We start from the raw sequence: 17,581 nt of genomic DNA on the forward strand, positions 1-17,581 counted from the left end.
GCCGGTACGGCGACCGGCTTCGGGGAGGGGGGCCTGCGTGGCTGTTACGGAATCATACGCTTTGGCGTGGCGGCATCGCCGTTCTTGATCTCGTCAACGAACTCCGTGATCGTGGATTCCGACAGTTCGGCCGCATGATCCGACACCAATTTTCCTATGGTGGAGGACAAGGCATCCTGCGGATTCGATTGCTGGTCGCCGCGCAGCAGCTCGATCAGGCGAGCCGCCAGCTTGTTGACCGTCGGGCTTTCCGACAGCGCCATGACGGGCAGGCGGATGCCAAAACGGTTTTCCAGCGCCACGATCAGTTCGACGCCCATCAGCGAATCCAGGCCCATGTCATAGATGGAGCGCTCTGGATCGATCTTGTCGGCAGATACGCGCAGGATCTCGCCGATCTCGGTCTTGAGCATGTCGCCGAAGATGTGCTGCAGGGCGGTGTCGTCCTGCGTGGCCAGCAGATAGGCGATGTCCAGGCCTTGGTCGTCGTCGCTGGCGCCGTCGGCGCCTTGCCGGGCCAGGGCGCTGAACTTGGGCGCGTCCGAGCTGGGCAGGAAGCGGGCCAGGGATTTCCAGTCCAGTTCGAGCACGCCCAGGCCACTGCTCTGGGTCAGCAGCAGGCTTTCCAGGGCGTCGAGCGCGACCGCCGAGGGGGTCGCGCTGCCGCCCATGCGGCTTTGCAGGGCATCCTTGACCTTCTCGTTGCGGGCAAGAAAGCCCACATCATCGATGGCGCCCCAGCGCACGCAGGTGGCGGGCAGGCCCTGGGCCCGGCGGTGGGCGGCCAGCGCCTCCAGCCACATATTGGCCGCGACGTAGTTGCTCTGGCCCGGGTTGCCGAACAGCGTGGTCGCCGAGGAGTAATACACGCAGAAATCCAGCGGCAGCCCGCGGGTCAGCGCGTGCAGATGGTAGGCGCCCTTGACCTTGGCGGCCATGGTCGAGGCAATCTGCTGCGCCGAGGCGTTGCGGGCCAGACCGTCTTCGATGACGACCGCGGCATGCACGATGCCACGCAAAGGCGGCATGTCGCGGGCCACGTCGGCCAGCAATTGCTCCATGGCCTGGGCGTCCGTGACGTCGCAGGCCGCGGCATGGACGCGCACGCCGCTTGCGGTCAGCGCGGCGATGCCGGCGCGAGCTTCCTCGCTGGCCGGGCCGCCGCGGCTGATCAGCACCAGGTTGCGCGCGCCCTTTTCCGCCAGCCATTGCGCGGTGCGCAGGCCGAATCCGCCCAGGCCGCCGGTCACCAGATAGCTGGCATCGCCGGGCAGGGCCAGGTGGCGGGCCTCGGCCGTTCGGGCCTGGTGCGGATGGCGCAGGCCGTTGCGATAGGTGACGACGATCTTGCCGATCTGGCGCGCCTGCTGCATATAACGGAAAGCATCGACGACTTCGTTGGCGTCGAATACGGTGTAGGGCAGGGGGTGCAGGGCGCCCTCGGCAAACAGCTGCATCATTTCGCCGAACAGGCGCCGCGTCAGATCCGGGCGTTCGCTCATCAACTGGTCGGCGTCGATGCCGAAATAGCTGATGTTGTTGCGGAAGGGGCGCAGCCCGATGCGCGTGTTTTCGTAGAAATCCCGCTTGCCCAGCTCCAGGAAGCGGCCGAAAGGCCGCAGGACCTGCAGGTTGCGGTTGATGGCTTCGCCCGCCAGGGAGTTCAGCACCACGTCCATGCCGATGCCGCCCGTGTCGGCGAGGATTTCATCGGCATAGGACAGCGAGCGGGAGTCGTAGACCTTGGTCACGCCCATCATGCGCAGGAAGTCCCGCTTTTCTTCCGAGCCCGCGGTGGCGTAGATGTCGGCGCCGACCCACTGCGCATACTGGATGGCGGCGATTCCGACGCCGCCGGCCGCGCCATGGATAAGGATTTTCTCGCCTTCCTCGAGGCGCGCGAGATGATGCAGCGCGTAATAGACCGTGAAGAAGGTGCTCGGGATGGTGGAGGCCGCCTCGAACGAAATGCCGTTCGGAATCGGCGCGATGGCGCTGGCGCGCGTCAAGACGCGATCGCCAAAGCTGGCGGGGCCGAAGCCCACCACTTGATCGCCGCGGCGGTATTCGGTGACGGACGAACCGACCCGGGTGACCTCGCCGGCGAATTCCAGGCCCAGCGTCGGGCCGGCGAAGCCTTGTTCGATGGCCTCATCCGACAGCAGGCCCAAGGCATACATGACGTCGCGGAAATTCAGGCCCGTGGCATGGATGCGCACTTCGATCTGGTCGTCCGCCGGCTCGGGCGCGTCGTAGCTTTCCCAACGCAGATTGCGCAGCTGGCCCGGGAAATCGAAACCCAGCCGGCAGGCCTGCGTGGCCTCGCGGACTTCCGCCGTCGGCGCCGGCCGGTCGACCTGGCGCAGGCGCGGCGCATAGCGTTCGCCGTCCGCGCCGATCAGGACTTCGTCTTCGGCATCGGGGTGGAGGATTTCGCGCAGCAGGGCCGGCACCGTCTTGGGGCCGCCCGGCAGGTCGACCAGCCGGACCCGGTAGTTGGAGGCTTCGTTGGCCAGCGTCCGGCCATAGCCCCAGAGGGCAGCGTCGGCGATGGCGGCGCTTTGCGCATCGCCGCCGCCCATGGAGACGCCGGCATTGCGGGTGACGATCCATACGGTGGCCGAAGTGTCCGTGTGTTCGCAGGCCTGGATCACCGCCGCGGCCAGCGCGCAGCGGCGCACTTGCCTGTCGAAGGCGCCGTCCTTGGCCGGCTCGTCCTCACTCCAGCCGTCGAGCAGCACGATGTCGTGCAGCTGTCCATGTTGGAGGCGGGCTTCCTTGATGAGGGCTTCCACGCGGGCGGGGTCGACGCCCTTGACCAGCGTGCTTTGCTGCCCCGCCGCCCGCAATTGCTCGTCCAGGGTCTGCGCCAGGGCCGCGCCCGCGCCGGTCGAGCCGGCCAGCAGCAACTGCTTGCGGATTTCCCCGGCCGGCGCCTGCGGCTGGGCCTGGGCGGCGCTGGCCACGATCAGATAGGGGCCCGACTGGCTGCCCGGCGAAAATTCGATAAGCGGCTCGCAGGCCAGGCCGAGCTCCTGCAGGCATTGCATCCAATACCCGGCCTGGGGCAGGGGGGTGCCGTCGGCATGCCACCAGGAGGCGCGTCCGCCGAACACGAAATCCATCCATTGCGCAGGGTGCATGCCGCGCAGCAGCAGCTTGCCATCGGGTTTGAGGCAGGCTCGCGCATAGCCCAGCGCCTGCCGGGCGGCCTCCAGCGTGTCGAATTCGCAGTGCAGCACGACCAGGTCGTAGCGTTGCTCGTCGCCGGGCAGGCCGTCTTCACCGATCAGTTCGGCGCTGGCATCGGGGTAGCTGTCCAGGTGCGTGTGGCGCACGTCCTCGACAGTCTGGCTGTCGGGCGAAGCGAAGCGGTAGTCGGCGATATTGAAATCCAGCACGGCGCAGCAGGCCGGCCCGAAGATGGGCGCATCCTGGGCGATTTCCAGCATGGACAGGCGTTGTCCGGGTTCGCAGCGCGCGCGGCGCAGGGCCTGCGCCACGACGCCGGCCAGCCTTTGGCCGCGTTCGGCGCCCAGCACGAGGCGGCTGATGGCCGTCGGCGAGGCGATTTGGGGCAAGACTTGTTCGATATCGATGGCGCCCCGCAGCAATTGCGGCAGATGCAGGCCGACACGGCCCGCGGCATAGATCGCGGGGAAATAATCCGGATACTCGCGCAGCAGGCTGTTCCAGATGTCGGCGGCGTCGGGCTGCCCTTCTTCGTCGGGAGCGAGCGTCCAGCCGGTCGGCGAGGGTTGCGCGGCGCCCGCGGCGATGGCGCGGTTGAGCATGTGCTCGAACAGCGCGGCGGCGGCGGGATGCCGGCGCTGCCTGCGCTCGACCATGGCGGCGGACAAGGTATGGCCGCCGGAGGCCTGGTTGCGCAGGGCCTCGACCGCCTGGCGGTCGCAGAGGCTTTCCAGCAGAGGATCGACTTCCTGGGTGTAGCGGTCGTTGTTGGCTTCCTGGGGGGGCTGGGCCAGCCGGCGCAGCTCCCGAGCCAAGGTATCGGCAGGGATGGGGCTGGCCGGCAGCGGCGCAAGCGGATGCGGGCGCGGCGTGAGCACGCAATCCACGAAGTCCAGGTGCTCGCCCGCCGCCTTGCGCAGGCGGATGCTGCGGAAACGCGCTTCTTGCACGCTGGCGATCCGCTTGCCTTCGGCGTTGAAAAGATCGAAATCCGCCGTCAGCGAGTGCGGCGAGCGGCGACGCAGGCGGGCGCGGACAAACTTTGCCTGGCCTTGGGCGGCCTGCAGCGTGAGCCGGCCGATCTTGGCCGGCACGAAGGCCATGCCTTGTCCTATGGCGCCGTCATCCTTTAGCAGCTGGATGATGAGCTGGAATCCGCAGTCCAGCAGGGCCGGGTGCAGCAGCGTATCGTCCAGCGAGCCGTCCTGGGTCTGCTCAGGCTGAAAAACCGCAAGCACGCTTCCGGCGCTTTCGAGCCAGCCGTGGGAGATGGCCCGGAAAGCCGGCCCGTATTGCAGGCCCACCAGCCGTGTCAGCTGATGGTGGTCGGCTTCGACGAAATCCGGATCGCGGGCGGGCAGGCTCAAGACCGCGTCGCCGCGCAGCGGCACGCTGCCGGTTTCCTGCAGGATGCGGGCCGTGGCGTGCAAGGTCCAGGGATCCGGGCTATTCTGGTCGCGGCCTTCGATACGCAGCCGGCCGTCGTGCTTGTCCAGGATGACGCGCACCCGTTTGGTGCCCGACAGAATCAGCGGTGCGCGGATTTCCAGTTCTTCGATATCGGCGAACTCGCCGGGCAGCCATTGCCGCGCGGCGGCCAGCGCCAGCTCCGCAAAGCCGGTGCCGGGGAAGACCGTGGCGTCTCCCACCACATGGTCGGCCAGCGCCGGGAACTGTTGCGCGTCGATGCGGTTTTCCCACACACCGTCGTGCTGGGCCAAGGCATAGCCCAGCAAGGGATGCACCCGCTGGCGCATCAGCAGGCCGGGCGATTCCGAAGACGTGTCATGCCAGTATTTTTCGCGCTGCCAAGGGTAGGCGGGCAGCGTGATGTGCTCGCCCTTCCAGGGAAAGAGCGCCTGCCAGTCGACCGATGCGCCGCTGAGAATGACCTGGCCGGCAACGTCATGGATTTTCTCGGGATCATCGCCGCCGCGCGAGGCCGTGATGAAAATGCTGCCCGCCATATCCGCGGTGCCGAGCGCATCCTTGAGATAGCCGCGCAGCACGGGGTGGGGGCCGATTTCCACGAAGACATTGAAGCCGTCGGCGATGGCCTGGGCGCTGGCGGTCTCAAAGCGCACCGGCAGGCGCACGTTGCGCCACCAATAGCCCGCATCCAGTTTGCGGCCGGACTCGCGCTGGCCGCTGACCGTGGAATAGAAGGGGAGGTTGGCATCGCGCGGGCTGATGTCGCCCAACGATTGGCGTATGCCGTGCTCGATGCCGTCCATGGCCTGGCTGTGGAAGGCGTAATCCAGATTCAGGCGGCGATGAAAAATGCTGCGTTCGGCCAGTACGGCTTCGAGCGTATCGAGCATGGCCGGATCGCCGGCGACGGTGGCGCCGCGATGGCTGTTGGCGCCGGCCAGCGCCAGGCCCTGATCCAGTTTCAGTTCGGCGATCAGGGCTTCGGTCTCGTCGGCGTTGATGCCGACCGCCGTCATCTTTCCCTTGCCCTTGGTCAGGCCCTGCAGGCGGCTGCGATGGTAGATGACTTTGACGGCTTCGGGCAGCGATAGCGCGCCGCAAGCCCACACGGCCGCGACTTCGCCCACGCTGTGGCCCATGGTCGCCACGGGTACGACGCCGCGTTGCGCCAGCATGCGGGTGATGCCGACCTGCAGCGCGAAGAGCGTGGGTTGCGCGATTTCCGTGCGGTCATAGCGGTCATTGCCGTCGCTATTACTGAGTTCGGCCGCCGGGGAAAAGTCGGAGTACTCCGAGAAGAGGGCGTCAACTTCATGCACGGCGGCGGCGAATACCGGGTCGGTCATCAGGCGCTGACCCATACCCGCCCATTGCGAGCCATTGCCGGAGTAGACAAAGACCGGTCCCTTGGCGTCCTTGACCGCGCTGCCCGTCGATACGCGGTACTTGGACGCGCCGCCGTCGGCCAGCGATTGCAGGTCCGCCGCGGCGCGTTGCTTGTCGCTGGCGAAGACCAGCGCGCGCTCTTCGTGCCAGTCGCGGCGCTGGGCCGCATGATAGGCAATATCGTAGAGGGGGCGGCCGGCGTCGGCGCGCAGGCGCTGCGCCATGGCGGCCGCGGCCGCGCGCAGCGCATCCTGGGTCTTGCCGCTGACAACCAGCGGGACGGGCGCATTCTTGACAAGCTTGGTCGCCGCCGTCTCGGCGACGGCGGGGGGGCTTTCCAGGATGACGTGCGCATTGGACCCGCCAAAGCCGAAGGAGTTGACGCCTATGGTCAGCTTGCCCTTGGGCTTGAGAGGCCGGTTCTGCGTGACGACCTCGATGTTCCAGTCTTTGAAGTCGATGTTCGGATTGAGCTGGCGCACGCCTATCGTGGCCGGCACCGTGCGATGCGTGAGCGAGTAGATGGCCTTGACCAGGCCCGCCACGCCGGAGGCCGGCTCCAGGTGGCCCAGGTTGCTCTTGACCGAACCGATGGGCAGGGGCTGCGTGGCCGGTCTGCGCTTGCCCAGGGCCGCGCCGATGGCCCGGGTCTCGATCGGGTCTCCGACCGCCGTGCCGGTGCCGTGGGCCTCGAGATAGTCGAGGTCGGCGGGTGCGATGCCGGCTTGTTGATAGGCGCCGCGCATCAGCTCGATCTGCGCGTCGGCGTTGGGCACCGTCAGCCCCGATTTCCGGCCGTCGGTGTTGACGGCGCTGCCCGCGACCACGGCCAGGATACGGTCGCCGTCGGCGACCGCCCGCTCATAGTCCTTCAGGACAAAGACGCCGCCGCCTTCGGAGCGGACATAGCCATCGCCCGAGGCGTCAAAGACATTGCAGCGGCCCTCGCGCGACAGCATCGAGGCCTTGGAGAAGGTAATGAAGCCGTAGGGGTGCAGGTGCAGGCTGATGCCGCCGGCCAGCGCGTGGCTGCATTCGCCGCTTTGGATCGCGCGGCAAGCCTGGTGGAAAGCCACCAGCGAGGAGGAGCATGCCGTGTCCAGGGCAATGCTGGGGCCGCGCAAGTCGAAAAAGTAGGACAGGCGATTGGCGGCGATGCTGGAGGTATTTCCGGTGGCGGTCGAGGCGTCGACCACATTGAGGTCTTCCGACATGCGATAGGCATAGTCGGCGCTGGAAATCCCGATGTATACGCCGCAATCGCTGCCGCGCAGCTGGGACGGCCTGATACCAGCGTCTTCCATGGCCTCCCAGCTCATTTCCAGCAGCAAGCGCTGCTGCGGGTCCATGAGCGTGGCCTCGCGCGGCGAAATCCCGAAAAAGTCGGCGTCAAACCCGGAGATGTCGCCCAGGGAGCCGGCGGCATGGGTATAAGCGGTGCCTGGCTGTTCCTTGTCTGGGTGCAGATAGGCGTCCGTCGACCAGCGGCCAGGGTCGACCTGGGTGATCAAATCTTTGCCATCGAGCAGGTCGGACCAATATTGTTCCGTGCTGGTTCCCGGGAAGCGGAATGCCAGACCGATGATCGCTACGCGCTTTGCCATTTACTGTCCTTCCTGCCCCAGAATGCTGGACCGATCGCGCGGATGTCCCGCCAGACGGTTCCTGGAGCAACTACGAATTGGGAGAATACGCACGCGCGATGGCCCGCCGCGGGGGCATCGGCGTTGAGTCTGCGCGGGCAGCGTCGAGGCGATGGACTCTGCCTCAAAACGCTGGCCTGGGAGCTCGATGAGCGGGCCGGCCTGGGCAATAAGCCCGGCGTGAAGACCAAGGGGCCCGCTGCCGGCGCGAGGCGAGAACGGCCGCCGCGCCAGACGCAGTTTGTTGGTTCATATTGTGTTGGCTGAAGCCCTACCGATCCGGTTTGCGGCCGGAACATCACTGGTATTGCGCCAAGACGAAGGTTCAGCATGACTCGTCACATCCGCAGGAGTTTACTGCATTATGCGTAGGGAGCCCGGCCAGGGTGCTTCAAACGTTGCCAGGGTTTATTCCGTTTGGATTCGGATTACGCAAGATGTTGCTTGGAGAGAGTGTCCTGGATCGCGGTTTGTCTCGTCATGTCTAAATTCGGATAGGCCGATGTGGATAAGTATCGGCACCAATTGGAGGTTTACCTTTCACTTACCCTACAGCGAAGCCAGCGTATCCGGGGCGGCCCGGTTTCAGGGGCTACGGCCAGTGAAAAAGAGGCACCAATTGTTTCCAAACGCACTCAAATTTCACAATTTTTATTTTCTTTGAATGCTTGGAGGGCGTCTGACCACAAGAAATGGCCAGACGCCGTGGGGCTCAGGACGCGAGCAGCGCCCGGCGAGCGGCGATAAAGGCCGGGGCGGCCTCGGCGGCCAGGGGATGGCGGCCATTTTCGACATATTGCCGTCCGCCTATCCAGGCGGATCGCAGCGTGCCGGCGCGGCTGGCGGCAAAGACGTGCGAGGCCAGCATCTGCTCGGGCGACAGGCCGGCCAAGGCCGGCAGGTCCGTATTTAGCGTGAAAAAGTCCGCCAGGCCGCCCACGCGCAATTGGGCGCTGCCTGGCCGGCCGCTGGCTTGCGCGCCGCCGTCCAGGGCCTGTTGCATCAAGGCCTGGGCCACTTGCGGGGAAGCGGGCAGGGCGCCGATATTGCGTTCGCGGCTGGCCAGGCGCTGGCTGTATTCCAGCATCAGGATTTCTTCGGCCGCGTCTACGCAGATGTGGCTGTCCGACCCCAGGCCCCAGGCTCCGCCGGCATCGCGCCAGGCGGCAAAGGGGAAGATGCCATCGCCGAGATTGGCTTCGGTGGTGGGGCACAGGCCGGCCACGGCGCCGCTGGCCGCGCCGCGGCGGATTTCCGCCGCGTCCAGGTGGGTGGCATGCACCAGGCACCAACGGGCATCGACGGGCATGTGATCCAGCAGCCACTGGACCGGGCGTTGGCCGCTCCAGGCCAGGCAATCCTCGACTTCCTTGGTCTGTTCGGCGATGTGGATATGGACGGGGGCGCCGGGCGCGATAGCGTCCAGCCCGGCCAGGGCTTCGCCCAGGCTGTCCGGCGGCACGGCGCGCAGCGAGTGCGGCGCCAGCCCGAGCACGGCGCCCTGGGCATCGCAAAGCGGCTTGAGGCGCTCCAGCAGGCGCAGCATATTGTCGGTGCCGCGGATGAAGCGGCGCTGGCCGTCATTGGGCGGCTGGCCGCCGAAGCCGGCCGTCTGGTAAAGCACGGGCAGCAGCGTCAGCCGCATGCCGGTGCGCCTCGCCGCTTCCAGGAGCGCCAGGCTGAGCGTGGCGTCGTCGGCATAGGGGCGGCCGTCGGCATCATGATGCACATAGTGGAATTCACAGGTGCTGCCGTAGCCGGCCTGCAGCATCTCGATGTAGAGCCAGGTCGCGATGTCCTGCAGGGATTGGGGATCCAGCCGGTTGGCGAACTGGTACATCAGGGTGCGCCAGCTCCAGAAGCTGTCGCGAGCCTGGCCGCGATATTCGGTCAGGCCGGCCAGGGCGCGCTGGAAGGCATGTGAATGCAGATTCGGCATGGCGGGCAGCAGCGGGCCGTCGGCGCGCGGCGTGTCGCCGGCCAGGCTGTTCGCCTGCACCGAGGTCAGGCGGCCTGCGCCGTCCCACTGCAGGCGCACATCGCGGGCCCAGCCTTCGGGCAGGAGCGCATGTTCGGCAAAAATCGCGTTCATGCCGGCGCTCCCGCGCGGCGCGACAGGCGCACCGCGATCAGCGCGGCTTCGGGGCCGGCCGGGGCAAGCGCCATGGATCCGGCGGCCGTCGTCCAGTATCCCCCTTGGCCGGCGGCCAGCGCATGGGCGCCGTCGACCGTCCAGCTGCCGCGGCTGACATAGAGCAGGCCGCCGTCGCTGGCCGGCAGGGTCGAGGCCCCGCGCAGGATGTCCACCTGCGCCTGCCAGTCCTGGCGGCGCGTCATCACATTGAAGTCGCGCGTGTCGCCGCCGATCAGCGCGGCGTGGATGTCCGCCTCGCCGGGAAAGGCGAAAGGCGCCAGCGGGGTGTCGAGCCTGTGGTCGATGCGACCATCGCCGGTGTGAAGACGCACGCCGTCGCCATCGAGCAGCGTGATGATGCGGTCGATGCCCGGAAAGGCGGAGAAAGGACCGGCGGCGCGGATATCGGCGATGCTGACGCGCCAGGCGAAGCTGTCCATCGCGGCGCCGGCCGGAAAGCAGGCGAGTTCGCGCGTGGTGCCGCCGCCGTTGCGCCAGGGCGTGGCCGCCACGGCGGCCGTGTCAAAGAATTGAAGCGTCATGCTGGGACTGCCATGAAAAAAAGAGGGGGACGGCCCAATGATAGGCAGACCCGGGCCCGCCCAGGGGAAGGCATGGCCGGCTGGACGGGCTGTTCCCAGTTTCCGGGAACGGCCAGGCCCTTAGCGTAGCGCCATTACGACAAAGACGAGCGCCAGCAGGCCGATATAGATCCGGGCGTGCAGGCGATCCGGGATCCGGCCGGCCAGCGGGGCGGACAGCCGGATCCCGGCATAGGCGCTCAGGGTGAGCACGATAAAGGCTCGCAGATCCACATAGCCGGCGCGCCAGGGGGCCGCCGGGGCGCCTGTGCGCCAGGCCAGCAGGATATAGGTCAGCGTGCCCACGACGGCCACCGGCAGGCTGAGCGGATTGGCCATGGCGCTGGCCGCGGCCATGTCCAGGCCGCGCCGGCGCATCAGGGGGACGGTCATGACGCTGCCGCCCACGCCTAGAAAGGTCGCGATCGCGCCTATGACGATGCCGGCGCCTGCCGTGGCGCCGGCGCCCAGGGGCCGGGCCGGGGCGCCGTCCAGAAACCCTTTGCGCAGCAGGCAGTCGGCGATGGTGATGCCGAGATAGGCCAGAAAGGCCCCGCGCAGCACGGCGCCGCTGGCCAATACGGCCAGGGACGCGCCGAACACGGCGCCCAGGCCGATATAGCCCGCCAGCGGCCATATCCAGGACCAGTGCAGCAGATGCGCCCGCCTGCGCGTGGCCAGGCCGGCCGAGGCCATCATGACGCAGGTGGACGTCGCGATGGCGATATGCATGGCCGATGCCGCCTCGGCGCTGCCGGGGCCGTGCGTGGCGAGCAGGCCCTGGTACAGCAGGGGCACGACGACAAAGCCGCCGCCAAAGCCGAACAGCAGGGTGGTCACGCCCGCCAGCACGCCGAAAAACGCCAGAATCAAATAAAAGGACATGCGCTCTCCTGTCTTGCCAAGGACGATACCCGCGGCCGTCCTGGCGTACATTCGAATTTCTGCCATATCCATTCGACTTTCCGCCATGCGCAATATCGCCATCACCGAGATCGAGGATGCGGACCGGCCGGTGCTGGCCATCGGCACCGATTATCCGCGGGGCCAATTGCTGGACTGGCATCGCCATCGGCGCGCGCAACTGCTTTATGGCGCCACCGGGCTCATGCAGGTGGCGGCCGGGCAGGGCGCATGGGTGGTGCCCAGCGGACAGGCGCTCTGGATACCCGCCGGCGTGGCGCACCGGGTGCGCATGCTGGGCGTCAGCACGCGCAGCGTCTATATCGAGCCGGCCCGCGCGCCGCGCCGCTCGACGGAGTGCGAGGTGCTGGAGGTCAGCGATCTGTTGCGTCATCTGCTGCTGGAAGCGGTGGACATGCCCTTGCATTACGACGAGCAGGGCCGCGACGGCGCCCTCGTGGGCCTGCTCTTGCACGAGGTGGCGCGCGCGGCCAGCCTGCCCCTGCACATCCCCTTGCCGCAGCACGATCCCGAGCTGGACGCGGCCTGTCTGGCCTTTATGCGCGCCCCGCGCATCGATGAGCGCCCGGCCTTGTGGGCCCAGCGCCTGAACCTGAGCGAGCGCACCTTGCTGCGGCGTTTCCGCCGCGCCACGGGCATGTCTTTCGCGCAATGGCGCCAGCGCGCCTGCCTGGGCCAGGCCTTGGCCGAACTGGCGCGCGGCGTGGCGGTCACGACCGTGGCGCTGGACCTGGGCTATGACAGCCCGGCGGCGTTTTCCACCATGGTGCGCCGGGCGCTGGGATGCCCGCCTTCCGCGCTGGCCCGCGTCCCTTTGTCGCGGGGCAAGGCGCGCCAGGCTTCCTATAATCCGCGCATCGAGTCCTTTGCCTGAGTTCCGCCCTATGTCCGCGTCCCAAGCCGATCTCCGCCCTTTCTGGCGCAAGCATCTCCTGGCTATCGTGCTGGTCTTGATCTCGCTCGGGCTGGCGCTGGCCTTCACGGTCAACTGGGTGCTGCGGGAAAGCAGCCCGCAATTCAGCGCCCAGGTCGATACGCCCCAGGGGCAATCGCGCGAAATCCGGCTCGAGGACGGCAGCGAAATCATCGCCGGCGGCGGCACCGAACTGAGCGTGGGCGTCTATGCGCGCCGCCGCGATGTGAACCTGGCCCACGGGCAGGTGTATTTCCGCGTGGTGTATAAGTTCCGCACCAATCTCAATGTGCGCATGGGCGTCAACGAAGTCAATGTGCTGGCCTCGGCCATGGCCACGCCGGACACGCTGTTCGATGTCCAGCTGGACGGCGAGCGCCTGGCCGTGCGCGTCAAGCAGGGCCAGGTCAAGGTGCGCACGCAATCGGCCGGTCCGCGCGAGTTTGTCGAACTGTCGGCCGGGCAGGCGGTGGTGGTGGACCTGAAACAGATGCGCCACGAAGTCAGCCAGATCGACCCGGCCAGCGTGGGAGATTGGCGCTAGCGCCGCCTAGGCGGCCCGGGGCTGGTCCGAAGGCGTGGACGGGCCCTGGGGGTCGTTTTCCGCATCCGGACGCGGACCCAGCGGCGCCAGGCCCAGCCGCGCGCGCAGGCGCTGGCAATCCGGGTTGGGGCTGCCGTCGGCTTGCCACATGTCGAATTCCCGGCAGGGCGTGGAGCGGTTTTCGTAGATGTCGCAGTGGATGCCGGGCTGGCCCAACTCGCCGCGCAGCGAGACGCAGCGGCCGCCGCCGTGCTCCGTGCCTTGCATGCAGACGCGCGAAGGGCTGATCTGGGTGACAAGCGCCTGGGGCACCGTGCCGCCGTGGACGTCCACCTCGCCAAAATAGAACGACACCCGGAAATGCGCGCAGCAGGCGCCGCAGCTCAGGCAGGGGTTGGCGTCGGGCTGCCCGGCCAGGTCGGCCAGGGAAACAATGGTGGTGGGGTCTGGGGTGAGTCGCGTCATGGCGAGGTCCGTGGGTGTCGGCCTGGCGCGGCAGGCGCGCCGACGCGCAATAGTAGCAGGGACGCCGGATTGCCCTGGCCCGTCAACCCCGTCAAAATGTCCGGGTCCCGCATTCCGAAAAAACCATCATGCCCGCTCGCCAGGACTTTCCCGATGGCCGACCCCGCTGCGGCTGGGTCGACGACTCCGACAGCTACCGCGCCTATCACGACGAAGAATGGGGGCGGCCCAGCGCGGACGACCGGCATTTGTTCGAGCAGATCTGCCTGGAGGGCATGCAATCCGGCCTGAGCTGGCGCACCATCCTGAACAAGCGCGAAGGCTATCGGCGCGCCTTCGCGGACTTCGATATCGACAAGATCGCGCGATTCGGCGCGGACGATGTGGAACGGCTCGTGCAGGACGCCGGCATCGTCAGGCATCGGGGCAAGATCGAGGCCATTATCAACAATGCCCGGCGCGCGCGCGAGATGCGCGAACGGGAAGGCTCGCTGGCCGCCTTTTTCTGGCGTTTCGAGGGCCCCGACCGGCCGCTGACCGACGGCGCGCCGACCGCCGAGGCCATCGCCCTGTCCAAGGCGCTGAAGAAACTGGGATGGTCTTTCGTGGGTCCGACGACGGTCTATGCCTTCATGCAATCGGTGGGCATGGTCAACGACCACCATGCCGAATGCTATGCCCAGGCCTTGTGCGCCAAGGCGCGTAAACAGTTCAAGCGCCCGGCGGCGTGACGACTGTTTGCCCTTTGTATCCTCGCGCTGCGGCGGGGTTTCTCCATGACGGAGACTGCGCTACCCTGAAGCGGAGGCTGCCGGTGGCAAGGTGCTGCCCGCGGCGCGAGCCCAGGCACAAACACAATGGCAACCCGGCGCAAGATCCTCCTCGCGGTCATCGTGGTGCTGCTGGCATTGCCGGCGGTTTTCGCCGTTGTGGTCGGCAATCTCGACTGGAACCGCTTCAAACCCACGATCAATGACAAGGTCACGGCCGCCATCGGCCGGCCCTTTGCCATCCGGGGCGATCTGAGCGTGAGCTGGGGCCGCCAGCCCCAGGAAAGCGGCTGGCGCGCCTGGCTGCCCTGGCCGCGGATCACCGCCTCGGACATCATGATCGCGAACGCGCCCTGGGGCCAGGCCCCCGCCCTGGCCACGCTGGAGCGCGCCACCTTCACGCTGGCGCCCCTGCCGCTGCTGGCCAGGCATGTCGTGATCCGCCAGGTGCAGCTGTCCCATCCCGCGGCCGACCTCGAACGCCAGGCCGATGGCACGGCCAACTGGGTCTTCCTGATGCCCGAGACCGGCGAGCCCTCGCCTTGGAAACTCGATTTGAACGAGATCGGCTTTGACCAGGGGCGCGTGGGCTACCAGGACGCGCAACTGAAGGCCGAGCTCGAAATCCTGGTCGACCCCTTGGGCAAGCCCGTGCCCTTCGCCGAACTGGCCGGCGACGCCCTGGACGCGGCGCCGGACGACCCGGCCGCCGCCCGGGATCCGAAACCCGCGCCCGCTGACTATGTCTTCGGCTGGAAGATCAAGGGCAAATACAAAGACCTGCCGGTGCAGGGCGAGGGCAAGGTCGGCGGAATGCTGGCCCTGCGCGACGCCTCGCGGCCTTTTCCGCTGCAGGCCGATGTGAGCACGGGGTCGACCAAGGCCTCGGTGGTGGGCACGCTGACCGATCCGCTGCAACTGGGCGCGCTCGACCTGCGCCTGAAACTCTCCGGCGCGTCGATGGCCAACCTCTATCCCCTGACGGGCGTGACCCTGCCCGACTCGCCGCCCTATGCCACCGACGGTCATCTGCAGGCCCGGCTGCGCGAGGCGGGCGGGCCGGTGTTCCACTATCGCGACTTCAACGGCAAGGTCGGCAACAGCGACCTGCACGGCGACATCCGCTTCGCCCTGCAGGCGCCCAGGCCCAAACTGAGCGGCCAGCTCTCTTCCAAACTGCTGCGCATGGCCGACCTGGGGCCCTTGATCGGCGTGCAGTCGGGGGGCGGCACCACAGCCAGGACCCTCAAGGCCGAAGGCGAGAAAAGCCTGGTCCAGCCGCCTGACAAGGCCTTGCCGGTGCAAGTCTTTCGCACCGACCGCTGGCGCGACATGGACGCCGAGGTCAAGCTGTCGGTCGGGCGCATCGTCCATGGCGACACCCTGCCGCTGACCGACCTGGACGTCGGCCTGGTGCTGCAGGACGGCCTGCTCACGCTGGATCCGCTGCGCTTCAACATGGCGGGCGGGCGCCTGGACGGCAAACTCAGCCTGGACGGCGCCAAAACCCCCATGGCGGGGCGCGTCAACATGAGCGCGCGGCGCCTGCAACTCAAGCAACTCTTCCCCAAGACCCAGTCCATGCAGCGCACCCTGGGCGAACTCAATGGGGATGCGGCGCTTGCGGGCAGCGGCAACTCGGTGGCCGCGCTGCTGGCCTCGGCCAGCGGCGACACGCGGCTGCTGGTCAACGACGGCGTCATCAGCCGCGCCCTGATGGAAATCGCCGGCCTCAATGTCGGCAACTATGTGGTCAGCAAGCTCTTCGGCGACGACGAGGTCAAGATCAACTGCGGCGCGGCCGATCTCCAGATGAAGTCCGGCATCATGACCCCGCGGCTGTTCGTATTCGACACCGACAACGCCGTCATTACCATAGACGGCACGGTCAACTTCCGCAGCGAGGCCATGGACCTGGACATCTCGCCCGAAAGCAAGGGCTTTCGCGTGTTCTCGCTGCGCTCGCCCCTCTATGTGCGCGGCACCTTCAAAAAACCCGATGCCGGCGTGCACATGCTGCCGCTGGCCGCGCGCGGCGCCGGCGTCGTGGCCCTGGGCGTATTGCTGACCCCGGCGGCTGGCCTGCTGGCCCTGGTGGCGCCCAGTTCGCCCCAGGAGACCCAATGCGGCGAACTCTTCCAGCGCCTGAAGCAACCCGGCCGCGCCGCCCCGGCCAAGAAGTAGGCCCCGGGCCCGGGAGCGGGCTTTTGGGACCTCGGTTGGACAAGCCTAAAAATCTATGTATAATTCGGCCTCTCGCAATTGCAGCGGTTCTGCAGCGAAATAAGGCAAGCGTCTCAAAAGCCCCCGGGTTCTGAATTGCTTGCACATTTCCTCGGTGATAACACTGCATGCGCCGGGCTGTTAGCTCAGTTGGTAGAGCAGCGGACTCTTAATCCGTAGGTCGAGTGTTCGAGCCACTCACAGCCCACCAAAATTCAAACGCCGGAACTCCTTTCAGGGGTTCCGGCGTTTTTCATTTCCGATCCGTGTTTCCGCATACGCTGATGTTTCGGTGTGAGCGTCGGGCATGCCAGTGCGGCGCGGGTCGGCCTTGCCGTTGCGGCCCCGGCACGCGCGGGAATCAGCGCGCGAACAATCCCCGGATACGCATCAGCTCGCGATGCAGCTGCTCATGTTTCTGGAACGGCGCGCGGCCGTGCAGGTAGAAGTAGTTGTTCAGCACCACGAGCTCGCCCGGCGGCAGTGTGATTTCCTGCACGCCGGTGCTGGTTTCCATCGAGGCGGACAGGTCGTGCAGGTACAGGGCTTCTTCGAGCGTGGCCGGCTGCACGAATTGGTCGATGAAGCAGATGGCCAGCCCATAACGGTTCTGGAAGAAGAGCGGTCGCTCCACCTGTTCGGCCACGTTCTTGGAAGCCGGGGATTTGTAGAGCAGGGGTTTGGTCGCCAGGGGATGGTTCAGGAAGTCGCCCAGGTCTTTCCAGTCGTCCAGGTGCAGGAAGCGCGATTCGCCGCCCACGGCATTGCGCTCGTCGAATTTCATCATCAACAGCCAGTCTGTCGCTTCCGAGACATAGGTGCCGTCGGTGTGCATGGTGAACAGGCGATAGGCCTGGCGCAGATAGGAGTCGCTGTTGTCCGTGTGTTTGACGAAGAAGCGGGCATAGTATTTGCCGGACATCGAGTCGTGGTTGGCCGGCCCGAGCAGGTAGGCCACGGCGGTGCCGAATTTGACGAAGTCGTCGGGGTCCTCGGACAGGCCTTGCAGGCCGATGGTGAAGCCGCCGTGTTCGCGGGTCTCGACGATGGCGTTAAGGGTGCCGCGCAGATCTTCTCCGCAGGCCTGGATCAGGGCTTCGGCCATCTTGAAGCGCATGAAGGGCACGTATTCGAGGTTCTGGACATCGATGTCCTTGACCATGGCCAGAAAGCGCCGCAAGGCCTGCGGGTCGACGCTCACCTGCTGGACCCGGGTATGGGTGGGGTGATCTGTCACTTTGATGGTGCCCGAGAACAGGCGTTGGGCGTCGCTCATGTCGTTCATAATGATCTCCTCTATTGAAAGCTGTTCTGGAAATCATTAGACGTGACATCATCCCGGGCTTAAACGGGCGGCCATCGATACTTTGTTTGG

The 17,581-nt window shown here is 66.8% G+C and carries 10 protein-coding genes and 1 tRNA gene; 5 read left to right on the forward strand and 6 right to left on the reverse strand.

Going from position 1 to position 17,581, the window contains the following annotated elements; genetic code table 11:
* Positions 1-44 precede the first annotated feature (44 nt).
* From L540_RS08550 to L540_RS08565, 4 genes are all read right to left on the reverse strand, one after another.
* Positions 45-7,613, reverse strand: coding sequence for a type I polyketide synthase (locus tag L540_RS08550; RefSeq protein WP_043215197.1), 7,569 nt, complete (start codon positions 7,611-7,613; stop codon positions 45-47).
* 751 nt (positions 7,614-8,364) lie between these two features.
* Positions 8,365-9,744: a formimidoylglutamate deiminase gene (locus L540_RS08555; protein WP_043215195.1), complete on the reverse strand. Its 1,380-nt coding sequence runs from the start codon at positions 9,742-9,744 to the stop codon at positions 8,365-8,367.
* Positions 9,741-10,328, reverse strand: coding sequence for a HutD/Ves family protein (locus L540_RS08560; protein WP_043215193.1), 588 nt, complete (start codon positions 10,326-10,328; stop codon positions 9,741-9,743). Before L540_RS08560 ends, L540_RS08555 begins: the two co-directional genes overlap by 4 nt.
* A 120-nt stretch (positions 10,329-10,448) precedes the next feature.
* Entirely contained in the window at positions 10,449-11,252 is an 804-nt protein-coding gene (locus tag L540_RS08565; RefSeq protein WP_231584765.1) for a sulfite exporter TauE/SafE family protein, read from the reverse strand.
* A gap of 85 nt (positions 11,253-11,337) precedes the next feature.
* Here L540_RS08565 and L540_RS08570 point away from each other — a divergent pair, with 85 nt between their 5' ends.
* Both L540_RS08570 and L540_RS08575 read left to right on the forward strand, forming a co-directional pair.
* The gene (locus L540_RS08570; RefSeq protein WP_109842446.1) at positions 11,338-12,165 is read left to right on the forward strand and encodes an AraC family transcriptional regulator; all 828 of its coding nucleotides are present in this window, start codon (positions 11,338-11,340) and stop codon (positions 12,163-12,165) included.
* Between the two features lie 10 nt (positions 12,166-12,175).
* Positions 12,176-12,748, forward strand: coding sequence for a FecR domain-containing protein (locus L540_RS08575; RefSeq protein ID WP_043215188.1), 573 nt, complete (start codon positions 12,176-12,178; stop codon positions 12,746-12,748).
* A 6-nt stretch (positions 12,749-12,754) separates the two neighbouring features.
* Here the strand turns inward: L540_RS08575 and L540_RS08580 are convergent, their stop codons facing one another.
* Positions 12,755-13,213 (reverse strand): YkgJ family cysteine cluster protein, encoded by a 459-nt coding sequence (locus L540_RS08580; RefSeq protein ID WP_043215185.1) that lies wholly within the window; start codon positions 13,211-13,213, stop codon positions 12,755-12,757.
* 128 nt (positions 13,214-13,341) lie between these two features.
* On the opposite strand from L540_RS08580, the gene L540_RS08585 reads away from it, so the two are divergent.
* The 3 genes from L540_RS08585 to L540_RS08595 all read left to right on the forward strand — a co-directional run bounded on the left by L540_RS08585 (position 13,342) and on the right by L540_RS08595 (position 16,417).
* Positions 13,342-13,944: a DNA-3-methyladenine glycosylase I gene (locus tag L540_RS08585; protein WP_043215183.1), complete on the forward strand. Its 603-nt coding sequence runs from the start codon at positions 13,342-13,344 to the stop codon at positions 13,942-13,944.
* Between the two features lie 126 nt (positions 13,945-14,070).
* On the forward strand, positions 14,071-16,167 hold the full coding sequence (locus L540_RS08590) for an AsmA family protein (RefSeq protein WP_082149585.1): 2,097 nt from the start codon (positions 14,071-14,073) through the stop codon (positions 16,165-16,167).
* 174 nt (positions 16,168-16,341) lie between these two features.
* Positions 16,342-16,417 (forward strand) — tRNA-Lys (locus L540_RS08595).
* Between the two features lie 150 nt (positions 16,418-16,567).
* Here L540_RS08595 and glaH read toward each other — a convergent pair.
* Positions 16,568-17,491 carry a glutarate dioxygenase GlaH gene (gene glaH, locus L540_RS08600; protein ID WP_043215182.1) on the reverse strand — a complete coding sequence of 308 codons (924 nt, stop codon included), beginning with the start codon at positions 17,489-17,491 and terminating at the stop codon, positions 16,568-16,570.
* Between the last annotated feature and the right edge of the window lie 90 nt (positions 17,492-17,581).

The organism is Bordetella pseudohinzii, assembly GCF_000657795.2.
GTDB classification, from domain to species: domain Bacteria; phylum Pseudomonadota; class Gammaproteobacteria; order Burkholderiales; family Burkholderiaceae_B; genus Bordetella; species Bordetella pseudohinzii.

What these genes read in the sequence shown, in the direction of transcription:
- L540_RS08555 (WP_043215195.1), bottom strand. Translation starts at nt 9,744, where the DNA reads ATGAACGCGATTTTTGCCGAACATGCGCTCCTGCCCGAAGGCTGGGCC.
- L540_RS08550 (WP_043215197.1), bottom strand. Translation starts at nt 7,613, where the DNA reads ATGGCAAAGCGCGTAGCGATCATCGGTCTGGCATTCCGCTTCCCGGGA.
- L540_RS08590 (WP_082149585.1), top strand. Translation starts at nt 14,071, where the DNA reads ATGGCAACCCGGCGCAAGATCCTCCTCGCGGTCATCGTGGTGCTGCTG.
- L540_RS08560 (WP_043215193.1), bottom strand. Translation starts at nt 10,328, where the DNA reads ATGACGCTTCAATTCTTTGACACGGCCGCCGTGGCGGCCACGCCCTGG.
- L540_RS08570 (WP_109842446.1), top strand. Translation starts at nt 11,338, where the DNA reads ATGCGCAATATCGCCATCACCGAGATCGAGGATGCGGACCGGCCGGTG.
- glaH (WP_043215182.1), bottom strand. Translation starts at nt 17,491, where the DNA reads ATGAACGACATGAGCGACGCCCAACGCCTGTTCTCGGGCACCATCAAA.
- L540_RS08565 (WP_231584765.1), bottom strand. Translation starts at nt 11,252, where the DNA reads ATGTCCTTTTATTTGATTCTGGCGTTTTTCGGCGTGCTGGCGGGCGTG.
- L540_RS08585 (WP_043215183.1), top strand. Translation starts at nt 13,342, where the DNA reads ATGCCCGCTCGCCAGGACTTTCCCGATGGCCGACCCCGCTGCGGCTGG.
- L540_RS08580 (WP_043215185.1), bottom strand. Translation starts at nt 13,213, where the DNA reads ATGACGCGACTCACCCCAGACCCCACCACCATTGTTTCCCTGGCCGAC.
- L540_RS08575 (WP_043215188.1), top strand. Translation starts at nt 12,176, where the DNA reads ATGTCCGCGTCCCAAGCCGATCTCCGCCCTTTCTGGCGCAAGCATCTC.